Below are 14,247 nucleotides of genomic sequence, written 5' to 3'. Positions count from 1 at the left end.
CCACGGACGTCGAAGCGGTGCCGCCGCACGCGCCGAGCGGACCACCGGCACCGCTCGCGAACCGGATTGCCCCGGCTCAGCCTGCGGTCCCGGCCGCCGCCGCGATCGTCTCGGCGATCAGGGCGAACGACATCGCACCTGGATCGGAGGTGCCGAGGCTGCGCTGCGCCATCGGCCGGGCCCGGCCCACCTTCGGCTGCAACGACGCCGTCTCCCCTGCCGCCGCACGGGCCGCCTCGGCCGCGCGCGCCCACGAACCGGAACCGGCGAACTCCGCCGCGAACGGCGCGATCGCGTCCACCATCGTCTTGTCCCCCTGCTGCGCCCCGCCCGTTCGCACGATCGACTCCGCGAACGCCGCCACCCCGGCGGCCAGCTCGGCGGCCGACGGCGCCTCCCCGTCGGAGAGCTCACCGGCGAAGGCGCGCAGGCCGGTGCCCCACAGCACGCCCGAGGTCCCGCCCGCCCGCGCTGCCCAGGCATCGCCGGCCCCCGCCAACGTCGAGCGGACCCCCGCGCCCGCCCGCACCGCGGTCATCGCGGCCGCGTGCGCGGCGCCGGTCCCCCGCGCCATGCTGCGGCCGTGATCACCGTCGGCGGCGACCGCGTCGAGCCGGTCGATCTCCGCGGCGTGCGCCTCGATCACCCGGTGGATCTCGCCCAGCACCGAGGCCGCCGCCGTCGCGGCCCGGCGGGACTCCAGGAGCGATTCGGGGTACGCCCGCAGGCTCGCGGGAGCACTATCCGCGACGGCCCGCACCGTCGCGGTCCGCGGCCGAGCGCGCTTGCGGTACGCGGGAGCGTCGGCCGAGGCGCGCCAGAACCGCTCCAGCTCCTCGTCCAGCCACACCAGGGTCAGCGACACGCCCGCCGTGTCGAGACTGGTCACGAGCTCGCCGGACTCCGGTTCCACGGCCTCCAGCCCGGCGCCGCGCAACCGCGCCGCGATCCGGGACCACAGCACGAACAGCTCCTCGTGCTCGGTGCGTCCCAACCCGTTGAGCACCACGCCGACCCGGCCGCCCGCGCCGGCCGGGGACTCCGCCAGCACCCCGTCGACGACGACGTCGGCGAGTTCCGCCGCCGTGGAGAAGCCCACGCCGGACGCCGCCGGCTCGCCCCGCGCACCCGGCCCCAGCCCGACCTTGCCGACCGGTTCCGTGAACAGCGGACCGTCCCGCCCCGGCAAGGTGCACCCGTCCACCGCGACGCCGAGGGTCCGGGTGCGCTCGTTGGCGGTGACCGCGACCCGCTGCACCTCGTCGAGCACCAGGCCCTGGTCCGCCGCTGCCGCCGCCATCTTGAGCACCACGAAGTTCCCGGCGGCCCCGCTGCGCCGCGACGGAGCCTGCGCCGAAGCGATGTCGTCGGTGACCGCCACCGCGCGGCAGTCGATGCCGTCCCGGAACAACCGCGCCCGCGCGGCCTCGAAGTTCTCGACGGTGCCCGCGCGGTTGCCGAAGGCGAACAGCACGCCACCACCGCGGTGCGCGGCCCGCGCCACCGACAACACCTCCCGCGACGACGGCGAGGTGAACACGTCGCCCACCACCGCGCCCTCGGCCAATCCCGCTCCGACGAGCCCGTGGAACGCCGGGTAGTGCCCGGAGCCCCCTCCGGCGACCACCGCCACGTTGCCCTGCGCCGACGGGACCGCTCGCACCACTCCGCCCTCGACCCTGCGCACCCGCGCGGCGTGCAGGTCGCAGAAACCGGCCAGCGCGTCCTCGGCGAACGAGGCCGGATCGTTGAACAAGCGCGTCATCGTTTCCCCGCCCCACCACGGCTTCGCGCCAGGCGGCCCGCGCGACGGCGCCGCCCGATTCTCGAAGCGCGCCCCCGGTCCGGCAGCACGCCGACCACCAGGGTGCGTCCGTCCCGGCCTCTCCCGCCGGGTGAACGCGCGGGGCGTCAGCGGCTCACAGCACCAGGTCCGCGGCCAGCACCAGCGCCAGCGCGACCACGGACATGATCGACTGGGCGACGGTGTAGACCTGGAAGGCGCCCCGAGTGGACAACCCGAGCATCGTGCGGAACATCCAGAAGGTGTTGTCGCTGACGTGCCCGCCGAAGCTCGCGCCCGCGGCGGCGGCCAGCGCCACCAGCACCGCGGGAGTGCCGAGTTCGCCGACCACCGGGGCGAGCAGCGTCGCGCCGGTGATCGCCGCGACCGACCCCGACCCCTGCGCCAGCCGCAGCAGCGCCGCGACCGCCCACGCCAGCAGCAGCGGCGACGCGCTGCCCGCGTGGAACAAGCCGGAGACGATGTCGCCCACCCCGGTCCGGCTGATCACCTCGCCGAGCGAGCCCGCGACACCGGTGAACAGCAGGATCGTGCCGCTCGTCGAAGCACCCCTGGTCAGCGCCCGTTCCACCGCGTCGCGCGACAACGTCCACGCCGTGAGCGCGCAGCCGATGAGCAGGCCGAACAGCAGCGCCACCACCGGATCGGCCAGGAACGAGACCCAGCCGATCTGCACGCCCGCCGTCTCCGTCACCGTGCCCAGCACGATCAGGGCCAGCGGCACCAGCACCGGCAGGACCAGCACGATCAGCGGCAGGGTTCGGCGCGGCGACTCCTCCGCAGCGGCCTCCACGCCCTGGGGGCCGCCGTCGGCGGCGACCTCGTCCTTCGCCGGATTCCACGTGCGGCGCATCAGCCTGCCGTGCAGGAACACCGAGATGACGATCGAGAGCACCCCGATCCCGATGCCGCACAGCAGCATCATGCCCGGCCCGACGCCCAGCGAACCGCTGATCGCCAGCGCCGCCGCGCCCGGCAGCACCATCAGCAGGCCCACCTCCAGGCCGATGGCCAGCGCCCCGCCGACGGCGGCGACGCTCGCCCCGGTGCGCGCCGCGACCGACCGGGCGATGGGCGCCAGCATCACCAGCGCCACGTCGAAGTAGATCGCCGGGAACACCACGCCGGAGGACAGCCCGAGCGCGTACGGCGACCGGGACTTGCCGAAGGCCTTCAGGAACAGCTCGACGATGCGCTGCAACGTCCCGGTCGCCGACAGCAGCGAGCCCAGCAGCACGCCGAACCCGATGATGAGGCCGACCTCGGCCATCAAGCCGCCGAAGCCGTCCGTGACGGCCTTCGCGGTCTCCTCGAAACCGAGGCCGGTGGCCAGCCCCAGGTAGAGCGAACCCAGCACCAGCACGATGACCGGGTTGAGCCGTGCCGCCACGATCAGCGTGACGATGCCGACCACGGTGATGGCCGTGTGCAGCAGGATGAGGGAGTTGGGCATACCACTCGTTCTTTCCGTGATCCTCGTCGTTGAGGCGGTGCGGCGGGTGGGCGGTCCCCGGCCGGTCGAGCTTCCAGGAGCACGTCGTCGCACGTCGCGAGGCACCTGGAAACGACGCGGCAGGCCGCGTGATCAGTTGATGTGCGAGCCGCCGTTGATGTCGAACGTGGCGCCGGTGATGTAGCCGACGGCGTCACCCGAGAGGAAAGCGATGGTGGCGGCGACGTCGGTGGTGCGGCCGTTGCGCCCGACCGGCACGCCGGCGATCAGCTCCTCCTTGCGCTCACCGGTCAGCAGACCGCCGGTGATGTCGGTGTCGATGAGGCCCGGCGTGACCGCGTTGACCACGACCCCGTTCGGGCCGACCTCCCGCGCCAGCGCCTTGGTGAGGCCGAGCACGGCGGCCTTCGCCGCGGAGTAGTGCGAGCCGCCGAACACGCCGCCACCGCGCTGCGCGCTGACCGAGGAGACGTTGACGATGCGGCCGTACCCGCGCTCCACCAGGCCGGGCAGCACGCGCTGGGTCACCAGGTAGGTGCCGGTGACGTTGACCTTGAACACCAGGTCCCACTCCTCGGGTTCGATGTCCAGGAAGCGGGTGGGGCGGGTGATGCCCGCGTTGTTGACCAGGGCGGCGACCGCCGGGAGCTCCGAGGCTTCGACCGCGCTGACAGCCACGTCGACCGACGCCTGATCGGTGACGTCGGCCCGCACGCCCAGCGCGCGGACCCCGTGCTCCTCGGCGACCAGGTCGGCGGTGCGCTGGGCGGCTTCGCCGTCGAGGTCGAGCACGGCGATGTCGAAGCCCGCGGCGGCGAGCTCGCGGGCGGTCTCCCGGCCGATGCCGCGTTCCGAGCCTGCGCCGGTGATCAGGGCGGTGCGAGCGGATTCGGACATGCGGGTCCTCCAAAACGGGTCGGATCTGCGGTCGGTCGCCAGGCTCGTGCGCTGACGCCGGAATCGGGGAGTGCGGCCGGCAGGTGCGGGTCAGTCCAGCAGCGCGGCGATGGCCGCTCGTGCCGCCGCGGCCTCGGCGGGCCGGTCCTGCTCGGCGACGTCGTGGGTTTCGAGTTCGAGCACGTAGCGGCCGGTGTAGCCGTGCTCGCGCAGCGCCCGGACGACCCCGGCGAAGTCGGCCCGGCCGCGGCCGATGCTGAGGTTGATGTCGCCGGGTTCGGCGTCGCGCAAGTGCACGTGCTCGATGCGTTCGGCGAACTCCCGCGCGAAGGCGACCTCGTCGAACCCGCCCGCCACGACGTGGCTGACGTCGAAGACGAAGCCCGCCGCGGCCGCGGGAACCCGGTCCAGCAGCGCCTCGGCTCGCTCGGTCGTGTGGCAGAAGCGGTAGTGGTGCAGCCCTTCGACCAGCAGCCGCACCCCGCGCTGCTCGGCGAGCTCGCCGAGCAGGCCCAGGCCGTGCGCGATCCGGTCGAGATCGGTCGCCTCGTCGACGAACGGTTCCCGGTGCTGGGCCCCGCACGGCACGATCATCGCCGCGTTCAGGCTCGCGGCGAGCCCGATGAGCTCCCGGCCGGAGTCGCGCAGGTCGTGCTCGTCGAGCCTCGGATCGTTCAGCGGGCCCGGGTCCACGTTGATCGCCCACGTGCGCGATCCGGACTCCCGGACCACGTCCACGAGCTCGTCCGCGGAGCCGGCCAGCGGGGTGGGGATGTGGTCGCAGACGCCGGGGAGGCCGCCGAGGTCGATGCCGTCGAAGCCGAGTTCCCGGATGACAGCGAGCGCCTCGCGCACCGGCCGCTGCCGGAACGAGATCGTCGAGCAGCCCAACTCCGGCATCCGCCTCACCCCTTCGTGCGTTAGGTAGCGCACAGTTAACGGCGAGTCTCGTCGACTGTCAACAGTCGACCGTTATTCGGCGAAGCGGTGGTGGATTACGATGAGCGCGACCACCAGCAGAGAGGCGATGCACAAGTGCCCCTGGATGTTCCGGCGCTCGGCGGCGTCGACCGGCAGACCTTGCGCGAGCAGTCGTTGCGGAAGCTGCGCGAGGCGATCAGCAGCGGCCAGCTCGAACCCGGCAGGCGACTGATCGAGACGGAGCTCAGCGATGCGCTCTCGGTCTCCCGGGGAACGCTGCGCGAAGCCCTGCGCCACCTGGTGCAGGAAGGCCTCGTGGTCGCCGACGAACGCGGCAAGCTGCTGGTGCGCGCCCTGACCACGGCGGAGGTGCGGGACATCTTCGCCGTGCGCGCCGCCCTGGAATCGCTGGCGGTGGAGGCGCTCTGCGAGGCGCCGGACCGGAGCACCAGCGTCGCGGAGCTGCGCGAATCGGTGGACCGGCTGCGCGACCTCGACCAGAGCATGGCGACGCTGGTCGAAGCGGACCTGGCCTTCCACCAGCGGATGTGCGAGCTCACCGGCAACGCCGCGCTGGTGCAGTCCTGGCAGCACATCTCCGGGCTCACCCGGGCCACCATCGTCCGATCCGGGCCGGAGCTGGCCGTGCGCAACATGGCCTGGCAGCGGCATTCCCCGATCGTGGACGCCATCGAGGCCGGGGACGCCGCGAAGGCCCGCGAGGTCGTGCGCGAGCACATGCGGGAGACCGCCGAGCGGATCGTGTCGGTCCTGCAGGACTGACCGGGACCGACGCCCCTGCCAGGTTCCGGAGCCGCGCCTATCCTGCCCGCATGGCCTCTGAGCCGGTGGACGTCTGGGCGATGGCCGACCTGGTCACGCCCTTCGCCGTGCGGACCGCGGCCACGCTGCGGGTGGCCGACATCGTCCAGGACGGCCCGGTCCCGCTCGACGAGATCGCGAAGCGGTCCGAGACCCGAGCGGATCCGCTCGGCCGGGTGCTGCGATTCCTGGTTCGGCGCGGGATCTTCACCGAGCCCGAACCGGACGTGTTCGGCCCCAACGAGGCTTCCCGCTCGTTGCAGAGCAACGCTCCGGGCGGGAGCCGCGAATGGCTCGACCTCGACGGCGCCGTCGGCCGCGCCGATCTGGCCTTCGTGGAACTCATCGAGCAGGTTCGCGGGCACCACCCCGCCTACCGGGCCGCGTTCGGCCGCTCGTTCCGGGAGGACCTGGCGCACAGCCCGCAGTTGTCGGACTCCTTCGACGACCTGATGGAGTCCAAGTCCGGCGAGTTCGTCCCGTCGGTGGCGGCGTCACTGGCTTGGGACCGGTTCGACCAGGTCACCGATGTGGGCGGCGGCAAGGGCGTGCTCATCGCGGAGATCGTGGAGCGCTACCCCGCGGTGCGCGGCACGGTGGTGGACCTGGCCGGTCCGGCCCGCGCCGCGGAGGACTACCTGGAGTCCCGCGGCGTGCGGGACAGGGCCGAGGTGGTGGTCGGCGACTTCTTCGACCCGCTGCCCGCCGGTGCCGACGCCTACGTGCTGTGCGACGTGCTCAGCGACTGGGAGGACGAGGACGCGGTGCGCATCCTGACCCGCTGCGCCGAGGCGGCGGGCCCGGAGAGCAGCGTGATCATCATCGAGCTGCTGCCCGACCCGGATGGCGAGTTCACCGAGACGGACCTGCGGATGATGATCTACGTGGGCGGCCGGATGCGCGACATGGACCGCACGGAGCGGATCACCGCCGCCGCCGGGCTGTTCGTCGCCGCCGTCACCACGCTCGACGACGGCCACGGCATCATCGAATGCCTTCCCGACCGCTGAGCTCCGCGAGCCCCAGCGACACCCGCCACTTCTCCGGCAGATCCGCGGCGGCCGCCGCGACGTGCTCCTTGCGTTCCCGGTCCCCCATGCTCAGGGCGAGCACGTCGGCGACCGTGACCAGGTGGCCGGGCCTGCTGAGCACCTCGACCGGATCGTCCGCGGTGATCTCACCGTCCCGTTCCACCGCGAGGTAGGCGCCGGGACGCCCGACCTCGGCGAAGCGCTTCACCAAGCCCTTGACGTCCCAGAACCCGGCGAATACCCGGCACGGGTTGCGCGGCCCGGTCACGCGCAGCACGGCGTCGCCGATCCGCCACCGCTCCCCGACCAGCGCGGAGCTGGAGTCGCAACCGCGCAGGCTCAGGTTCTCGCCGGCGTTGCCGGGCACGAGTTCCTTGCCCAGCTCCGCCGACCAGAAGTGGAAGTCCTCGACGTCGAAGGCGTAGGCGGCCTGGTACCAGGCGCCGTGGTGCTTGGTGTCGATCACGCGATCACCGCTCACCCCGGCCTCGGTGAACCTGACCGGGCCGGGCACCGGCCGCTTGTCGATGCCCGTGGTGCCCATGCGGCCGGTCCACTGACCGGTCCGGAGCACGGCGATGTTCACTGACTGCACATGACCCACCGGGCCAATCTATGTGCGCCGAGCCCGGCGACGCACCCGGATTTCACCCACACTCGGCCGGAGCTCGCAGCGAACGGGCCGCTGAGCACCGCGCCCTCAGGACCAGCGGGCGCGCGCGGCGTCGAGCGCGTTCTTGGCCTGCTCGTCGAGCGCCCGGACCAGTTCGGCGGCGGGCAGCGGAGTCGCCTGCGCGTAGGTCTGCCCCGCCCACAGCGACATCGCCTCCGGATCCCCGGCCGAGCTCGCCGCGCCCCGCACCGGTTTCGTGAGGTGGTGCAGCTGCGGGTAGGCGGCCGGGGCGTGCGGGCCGTGCTCCGCCATGAACCGGTTGACCAAGCCGCGCGCCGGACGTCCGCTGAACGCTCGGGTGATCGCGGTGCCCCTGGTCGCGGACGCGAACTCCGCGCGCTGCGCGGGCGCGGTCCCCGCTTCGTCGGAGACCAGGAACGCCGTACCGAGCTGCGCCGCCACCGCACCGGCCGAGAGCACCGCCGCCACGTCCGCGCCCGACACGATGCCCCCGGCGCCGATCAGCGGGAGATCGACCGCTCCGGAGATCACCCGCAGCGCGCCCAGCAGACCGAACAGCTCCCCGCCGGCCGCGGAATCCGCGTCGTCGTCGAACACCGCCCGGTGCCCGCCCGCCTCGGCGCCCTGCACGCACAGCAGGTCGACCCTGGCCGCCGCCGCCCGCCGCGCCTCCGCGGGAGTGGTGACCGTGCAGATCACCTGCGCGCCGGCCGCCCGCAGTCGATCCACAGTGGACTTCTCCGGACAGCCGAAGGTCAACGACACCACGGGAACCCGTTCGGCGATCACCAGCTCGACCTTCGCCTGGTACAGATCGTCGTCCCAGTGCCCGGATCCCGCCCGCACGCCGTAGCGCTCAGCCTCGGCCGCGACCCGCTCCCGGTAGTCGCCCAGGTCGAGATCGGCTCGCGGCCCCGGAACGAACAGGTTCACCCCGAACGGCTCGCCGGTGAGCTCGCGGACCCGCCGGATCTGCCCGGCCAGCGCCTCTTCCGCGAGGTAGCCCGCCGCCAGGAAGCCGAATCCGCCCGCGCCGCCGACCGCCGCCACCAGTTCAGGAGTGGAGATCCCGCCCGCCATCGGCGCCGCGATCACCGGAGAAGTCCGCCGCTCGATCATGCCCGGACCCTAGTGTTCACCCGGCCGCCGCGCGATGGCATCACCCCGGCCCGGCTCGTGAATCACCCCACGCGGCAACCGGGTTCGCCGCCGACGCAGCGCCGACGACGGGCGCGTCCGGATGACATCGCCGCGCTCGGCCGATCCACGACGACTTCGAGCCACGTGCCGCGCGACGGCGCCACCACCGAAGGTCTGTGCCCCGGGACACGAGTGGGGCGAACGCGTACCGAACGGGAAAACGAGCTGTAAACGACCTTGCCCTGTGCCATCGCGACGGCGAATCTCTTGGCACACCAGCCAATTCGCATCGAGAACAGGTGATCCACATGAACACGACGACCGAGCAGACCGCCGTCGCCGAGCCCCGCACGCGCCTCCGGCGCTTCGCCTTCGCCGCCGTCGCCGTCCCCGCCCTCATGGTCGGCCTCGCGCTCCCGGCGAACGCCGCGGAGCTGACGCCGATCGCCGAGGCGCTGGACGCGACGCTGGCCAGCACGCTGTCCTCGATCGGCGCGGCGCTGGACGCGCTGGGGCTGGCGGCTTGATCCGGCGCACCGGCGGGCGCGCCTCGCGCGCGCCCCGGTGAACCGATCGGCCACCTGAGCGGGGCGGGAACCAGGCGCGGATTCCCGCCCCGCTCTCGTGCGCGCGTGCCCTGCGCGGTGGCCGGACGGCCCGCCTTCACGGCCGCAACCCCGCCACCAGGTCCGAGGCGGTGAGCTTGACGGGGAACGGGCGCTGCACCTCGAACACCTCGTCGTTGCGCACGCGGGCGATCCGCTGGTACCCGGAGCCGCCCACGAGCTCCCACGCCGCGATCTCGGGTTCCTCCAGGTCGGGGTCCACCAGCCAGAAGAACCGCACGCCCAGCTTCGCGTAGATCGCCTTCTTCAACGTGGTGTCCTTGAGCCTGCTGCTCGCCGAGATCACCTCGACCGCGAGCTCCGGCGCCGCGGGCAGGTTCCGCAGCGTGAGATCGTCGTGGCGCGCCACCAGGACGTCGGGCCGCAACTCCGTGAACGGGTCCGGGCGCACCGCGAACGGCGCGGGAAGCACCCGGTACTCCGAGGTGCAGGCGATGTGCAGCTGCGAGGCCAGTTCCACCACCGCCGCCTGGTGCGGCCACCCCGGCGCCGCGCTCACCATCAGATCGCCGTCGATCAATTCGTAGCGCCTGCCGTCCTCCGGCGAACCGTCCAGGTCGTGCACGCTGAACGGCCGTCCCGCTCCCGATTCGATCCGCATGATCGTCCCCTTCCGCTGGTGCCTGCTGCCCGGTCGGCGCGAGCGCCGACGCGAACCGGTCTGCGATGAAGAGGGACGAGACCGCCGATCTGATACAGCCGTCACCGGAAGGTGTGAGCGCAAAAAAGTGGGCGGGAATCCCCATCGGAGATTCCCGCCCACTCGCACCATTGCGATCACTCACACCCCGCCACAGGGCCGCTGGTGCGTCTGGGGTGAGCGCTCCCGCGACGAGCGCTCATCCGTTTTTGTGCTGTGGAGGCGGGCACCGAGGTGCCCGGCGCGGCAGGCCCCGGCCGCCGCTGGCCGGAACCGCCGCTCCCCCGCCCGATCCGACACCGCAGGGCATCGGATCACGTCGCGATCAGAACTGCGCGGCCTCGGTCGACCCGGCCAGCGCGGTGGTCGACGAGTCCGGGCTCACCGCGGTGCTGATCAGGTCGAAGTAGCCGGTGCCCGCCTCGCGCTGGTGGCGGGTGGCGGTGTAGCCCTGCGCCTCGGCGGCGAACTCGCGCTCCTGCAGGTCCACGTAGGACGTCATGCCGTCCGCGGCGTAGCCCTTGGCCAGGTCGAACATGCCGTAGTTCAGCGCGTGGAAGCCGGCCAGCGTGATGAACTGGAACTTGTAGCCCATGTGGCCGAGCTCCCGCTGGAACTTGGCGATGGTGCTGTCGTCCAGGTTCTTGCGCCAGTTGAACGACGGCGAGCAGTTGTAGGCCAGCATCTGGTCCGGGTACTTGTCCTTGATGGCCTCGGCGAACCGCTTGGCCACCTCCAGGTCCGGCTTCGAGGTCTCCATCCAGATCAGGTCCGCGTGCGGCGCGTAGGCCAGACCGCGGGTGATGCAGGGCTCGATGCCGTTGCGGACCTTGTAGAAGCCCTCGGAGGTGCGCTCGCCGGTCACGAACTGCTGGTCGCGCTCGTCGACGTCACTGGTCAGCAGCGTCGCGGCCTGCGCGTCGGTGCGGGCGACGACCAGCGACGGCACGCCCGCGACGTCCGCGGCGAGGCGGGCGGCGTTGAGCGTCTTGACGTGCTGGCTGGTGGGGATGAGCACCTTGCCGCCCAGGTGGCCGCACTTCTTCTCGGAGGCCAGCTGGTCCTCCCAGTGCACGCCGGCCGCACCGGCCTGGATCATGCCCTTCATCAGCTCGTAGGCGTTGAGCACGCCACCGAAGCCGGCCTCCGCGTCGGCGACGATCGGGGCCATCCACTGCGTCGGCTCCGAGTCGGTCTCCTCCGTCTCCGGGTCCAGCGCCTCGGACCAGCTGATCTGGTCGGCGCGCTTGAGGGCGTTGTTGATCCGGCGCACGACCTGCGGGACCGAGTTCGCCGGGTAGAGGCTCTGGTCGGGGTAGGTTTCGCCCGCCAGGTTGGCGTCGGCGGCGACCTGCCAGCCGGAGAGGTAGATGGCCTTGAGCCCCGCGCGAACCTGCTGGACGGCCTGGTTACCGGTCATCGCGCCCAGCGAGTTGATGTAGTCGGTCTCGTGCAGCAGGTTCCAGAGCCGCTCGGCGCCGTTGCGCGCCAGGGTCTGCTCCTCCTGCACGGAACCGCGCAGCCGGACGACGTCCGCGGCGGTGTGGGTACGCTCGATTCCCTTCCAGCGGGGGTTGGTGTCCCAGTCGTGCTGGAGTTCTTCGGCGGCCTTGATCGCCTGCTGGCGGGTTCCAGGCTGGAGGCTCATGGTTCTTCCCCTTCCGGGATGTTCGTTGCGGCGTTGCTGAACCCAGTGTTGCCGGAGAACAAGCCCATTCCGAGAAGAAATCCGTGGAAATTTCGTGGATTTTTCTGCTAACATCAACGACATGGCCGAGTTCGCCGCTGAAGAAGACCGCAATTTTTCCACCGACCAAGACCTTCTGGTCTTCGGGCAGCGGTTGCGCCACCTGCGCCGCGCCGCCGGGCTCACCCTCGTTGAGCTGGGCGAACGCGTCGGGCGCGCACCCTCGCAGCTGTCCCTGCTGGAGAACGGGCACCGCGAGCCGAAGCTCTCGCTGCTGCGCGCGCTGGCGGACGCGCTCGGGAGCTCGGTGGACGAACTGATGTCGAAAAAACCGCCGAACCGCCGCGCGGAGCTCGAGATCGCCGTCGAGCAGGCTCAGCTCGACCCGCTGTACCAGCGGCTGGACGTGCCGCCGCTGAAGGTGGGCAAGCGCGTGCCCACGGAGGCGCTGGAGCACGTGCTCGCGCTCTACGACGAGCTCAAGCGCCGGGAGACCAAGCAGGTCGCCACGCCGGAGGAGGCGCGCAAGGCGAACGCCGAGCTGCGGCGGATGATGCGCGAGCACGGCAACTACTTCCCGGACATCGAGCAGGCCGCCTCCGGCATCCTCGACCGGGTCGGCTACCACGGTGGCGCGCTCTCCGAGGGCCTCATCCAGTCCATCGCCACGCACATGGGCTACGGCCTGCGGTTCGTCACCGACCTGCCGCGCTCGGTGCGCTCGATCACCGACCTGCGCCACAGCAGGATCTTCCTGCGCCGGGAATCGCTGGGCATGCACAGCCCGCGCACCATCCTGCTGCAGACGCTGGGGCACCTGACCCTCGGCCACAGCCAGCCTCGGGACTTCGCGGACTTCCTGCGCCAGCGGGTGGAGGCGAACTACTTCGCCGCGGCCGTACTGATGCCGGAGCGGACGGCGGTCAGCTACCTCAAGCAGGCCAAAGCTGATCGCGACCTGGCGGTCGAGGACCTGCGGGACGTGTTCTCGGTGTCCTACGAGATGGCCGCGCACCGGTTCACCAACCTCGCGACGCAGTACCTGGACCTGGTCTGCCACTTCGTGCGCAACGACGAGACCGGCATCATCTACAAGGCGTACGAGAACGACGGCCTGGTCTTCCCCACCGACCCGGCGGGGGCCATCGAGGGCCAGCGGATGTGCCGGCACTGGGCGGGGCGCACGGTCTTCGCCTCACCTGACCGGTACTCGACGCACTACCAGTACACCGACAAGCCAGGAGCCACGCACTGGTGCGTCGCGCACGTCGACCCGAACCGGGGCCGCGACTTCGCGATCACGCTGGGAGTGCCCTACACCGAATCCCGCTGGTTCCGCGGACGTGAGACCACGAACCACTCGAAGTCGCGCTGCCCCAACGGCGAATGCTGCCAGCGCCCGCCGACAGAGCTCTCGAACCGGTGGCAGGGCATGGTCTGGCCGTCAGCGCGGGCGCACTCCCACGTGCTCTCCGCACTGCCGTCCGGAACGTTCCCCGGCGTGGACGAAGCGGACGTCTACTCGTTCCTCGAAACGCACTGACCGAGATCGCCCGCCTGCGTCACGACCGCAGGAACGGACGAGCAGGACCAACGCACGGCCGCCATCGAAGCGCCCTCACCACGGGACTTCGATGGCGGCACCGGCTCGATGCGCGCACCCCTGATTCCGGGGGCGATCACCGTGCGCGGCGCCTCTTCGGTTCGGCCGATTCCATCACGAGGTCGACGAACCGGGACGCCGCCGGGGACAGCGGTCCGGGACGCCAGAACAACCGCCCGGCCCGGACGACCTTCGGGCGCAACGGCAATACCGTCGCCCCCTCCCGCGCGGCACCCGCCGCCATCGACTCCGGCAGCAAGGTCACCCCCGCCCCGGCCAGCACCAGGGGCACGACCATCGCCAGGTGCACCGTCTCCACCGACACCCGCGGTCGCAGGTCGCGGGCGGCGACCACGTCGTCGATGACCCCGCGGGTGGCAGTGCCCTCCGGTGTCGTGACGAAGTCCAAGGCGGCCAGCTCGGACAGCCCGATCCGCTTGGTGGTGCGCTGGCCGGGCGGCAGCACGGCGTAGATCTCCCGACCGGGCAACCGAATCCCGTCCATCCCCTCCGGGTCGGTTCCGGAGTCGACCATGCCGAGTTCGCACTCACCCGCACGAACGATGCCGGTCAGCGACTTTCCCGACTCCTGATCGACGACCCGCACGTCCACCTGCGGGTGGTGGTGGAGGAACTTCCCGATCAGCCCGGCGAGCGGATCGATGGCGAGCGTGGTCTGCGCGACGATGTCCAACCGACCGGAGGTCAACCCCAGGACCTGGCGCACCGAGTCCTGGGCCGTGGTCAGATCCCGCATCACCTGGCGGCCCGGCTCCAGCAGCGCCTCGCCCGCCGGGGTCAGGCGCACCCCGTGCGGGAGGCGGTGGAACAGCTTGCCGCCCAAGCGGTTCTCCAGCTGGCCGATCGCCGCCGACAACGACGGCTGCGCGACGTGCAACGCTTTCGCGGCACCGGTGAAGCTGCCGTGTTCGGCGACGGCCAGGAAGTACTCGACCTCACGACGCTCCACGACCGCCTCCTCTCACATC

13 protein-coding genes are annotated in these 14,247 nt (G+C 71.8%); 4 read left to right on the top strand and 9 right to left on the bottom strand.

Features of this window, described 5'->3' with window-relative positions:
- Window positions 1–76 precede the first annotated feature (76 nt).
- The 4 genes from BJ969_RS05020 to BJ969_RS05005 form a co-directional block, all read right to left on the bottom strand.
- The gene (locus tag BJ969_RS05020; RefSeq protein ID WP_184477696.1) at window positions 77–1,765 is read right to left on the bottom strand and encodes a dihydroxyacetone kinase family protein; all 1,689 of its coding nucleotides are present in this window, start codon (window positions 1,763–1,765) and stop codon (window positions 77–79) included.
- Between the two features lie 154 nt (window positions 1,766–1,919).
- Window positions 1,920–3,257 (bottom strand): GntP family permease, encoded by a 1,338-nt coding sequence (locus BJ969_RS05015; RefSeq protein WP_184477695.1) that lies wholly within the window; start codon window positions 3,255–3,257, stop codon window positions 1,920–1,922.
- Between the two features lie 132 nt (window positions 3,258–3,389).
- Complete coding sequence (locus BJ969_RS05010; protein ID WP_184477694.1) at window positions 3,390–4,154, bottom strand: SDR family NAD(P)-dependent oxidoreductase; 765 nt, start codon at window positions 4,152–4,154, stop codon at window positions 3,390–3,392.
- A 90-nt stretch (window positions 4,155–4,244) separates the two neighbouring features.
- Window positions 4,245–5,054 (bottom strand): sugar phosphate isomerase/epimerase family protein, encoded by an 810-nt coding sequence (locus tag BJ969_RS05005; protein WP_184477693.1) that lies wholly within the window; start codon window positions 5,052–5,054, stop codon window positions 4,245–4,247.
- Window positions 5,055–5,189: 135 nt separating this feature from the next.
- Between BJ969_RS05005 and BJ969_RS05000 the strand changes: the two genes are divergently transcribed.
- Complete coding sequence (locus tag BJ969_RS05000; protein WP_184477692.1) at window positions 5,190–5,858, top strand: FCD domain-containing protein; 669 nt, start codon at window positions 5,190–5,192, stop codon at window positions 5,856–5,858.
- 50 nt (window positions 5,859–5,908) lie between these two features.
- A complete protein-coding gene (locus BJ969_RS04995) occupies window positions 5,909–6,907 on the top strand; it encodes a methyltransferase (protein ID WP_246456682.1) in 999 nt (332 codons plus the stop codon).
- Here the strand turns inward: BJ969_RS04995 and BJ969_RS04990 are convergent.
- Window positions 6,882–7,532 (bottom strand): MOSC domain-containing protein, encoded by a 651-nt coding sequence (locus BJ969_RS04990; RefSeq protein WP_343071233.1) that lies wholly within the window; start codon window positions 7,530–7,532, stop codon window positions 6,882–6,884. The genes BJ969_RS04995 and BJ969_RS04990 overlap by 26 nt on opposite strands.
- Window positions 7,533–7,628: 96 nt before the next feature.
- On the bottom strand, window positions 7,629–8,681 hold the full coding sequence (locus tag BJ969_RS04985; RefSeq protein WP_184477691.1) for a nitronate monooxygenase: 1,053 nt from the start codon (window positions 8,679–8,681) through the stop codon (window positions 7,629–7,631).
- 329 nt (window positions 8,682–9,010) lie between these two features.
- On the opposite strand from BJ969_RS04985, the gene BJ969_RS04980 reads away from it, so the two are divergent.
- The gene (locus tag BJ969_RS04980) at window positions 9,011–9,229 is read left to right on the top strand and encodes a hypothetical protein (RefSeq protein ID WP_184486138.1); all 219 of its coding nucleotides are present in this window, start codon (window positions 9,011–9,013) and stop codon (window positions 9,227–9,229) included.
- A gap of 136 nt (window positions 9,230–9,365) precedes the next feature.
- Here the strand turns inward: BJ969_RS04980 and BJ969_RS04975 are convergent, their stop codons facing one another.
- On the bottom strand, window positions 9,366–9,929 hold the full coding sequence (locus BJ969_RS04975; protein WP_184477690.1) for a Uma2 family endonuclease: 564 nt from the start codon (window positions 9,927–9,929) through the stop codon (window positions 9,366–9,368).
- Window positions 9,930–10,293: 364 nt separating this feature from the next.
- Window positions 10,294–11,616, bottom strand: coding sequence for an isocitrate lyase (gene aceA / locus BJ969_RS04970; protein ID WP_184477689.1), 1,323 nt, complete (start codon window positions 11,614–11,616; stop codon window positions 10,294–10,296).
- 94 nt (window positions 11,617–11,710) lie between these two features.
- On the opposite strand from aceA, the gene BJ969_RS04965 reads away from it, so the two are divergent.
- Window positions 11,711–13,198: a helix-turn-helix domain-containing protein gene (locus BJ969_RS04965; protein ID WP_343071232.1), complete on the top strand. Its 1,488-nt coding sequence runs from the start codon at window positions 11,711–11,713 to the stop codon at window positions 13,196–13,198.
- Window positions 13,199–13,334: 136 nt separating this feature from the next.
- Here the strand turns inward: BJ969_RS04965 and BJ969_RS04960 are convergent, their stop codons facing one another.
- A complete protein-coding gene (locus BJ969_RS04960) occupies window positions 13,335–14,228 on the bottom strand; it encodes a LysR substrate-binding domain-containing protein (RefSeq protein WP_184477688.1) in 894 nt (297 codons plus the stop codon).
- Window positions 14,229–14,247 lie beyond the last annotated feature (19 nt).

The sequence above is a fragment of the Saccharopolyspora gloriosae genome, from assembly GCF_014203325.1.
Lineage (GTDB): Bacteria > Actinomycetota > Actinomycetes > Mycobacteriales > Pseudonocardiaceae > Saccharopolyspora_C > Saccharopolyspora_C gloriosae.
Note: the sequence above shows the minus strand (reverse complement) of the source record. Positions and strands in the feature narration are given on the sequence as shown.

Bases quoted from the DNA above. Each gene is read 5' to 3' on its own strand.
- BJ969_RS05020 (WP_184477696.1), bottom strand. From the start codon at position 1,765: ATGACGCGCTTGTTCAACGATCCGGCCTCGTTCGCCGAGGACGCGCTG.
- BJ969_RS05015 (WP_184477695.1), bottom strand. From the start codon at position 3,257: ATGCCCAACTCCCTCATCCTGCTGCACACGGCCATCACCGTGGTCGGC.
- BJ969_RS05010 (WP_184477694.1), bottom strand. From the start codon at position 4,154: ATGTCCGAATCCGCTCGCACCGCCCTGATCACCGGCGCAGGCTCGGAA.
- BJ969_RS05005 (WP_184477693.1), bottom strand. From the start codon at position 5,054: ATGCCGGAGTTGGGCTGCTCGACGATCTCGTTCCGGCAGCGGCCGGTG.
- BJ969_RS04995 (WP_246456682.1), top strand. From the start codon at position 5,909: ATGGCCTCTGAGCCGGTGGACGTCTGGGCGATGGCCGACCTGGTCACG.
- BJ969_RS04985 (WP_184477691.1), bottom strand. From the start codon at position 8,681: ATGATCGAGCGGCGGACTTCTCCGGTGATCGCGGCGCCGATGGCGGGC.
- BJ969_RS04980 (WP_184486138.1), top strand. From the start codon at position 9,011: ATGAACACGACGACCGAGCAGACCGCCGTCGCCGAGCCCCGCACGCGC.
- BJ969_RS04975 (WP_184477690.1), bottom strand. From the start codon at position 9,929: ATGCGGATCGAATCGGGAGCGGGACGGCCGTTCAGCGTGCACGACCTG.
- aceA (WP_184477689.1), bottom strand. From the start codon at position 11,616: ATGAGCCTCCAGCCTGGAACCCGCCAGCAGGCGATCAAGGCCGCCGAA.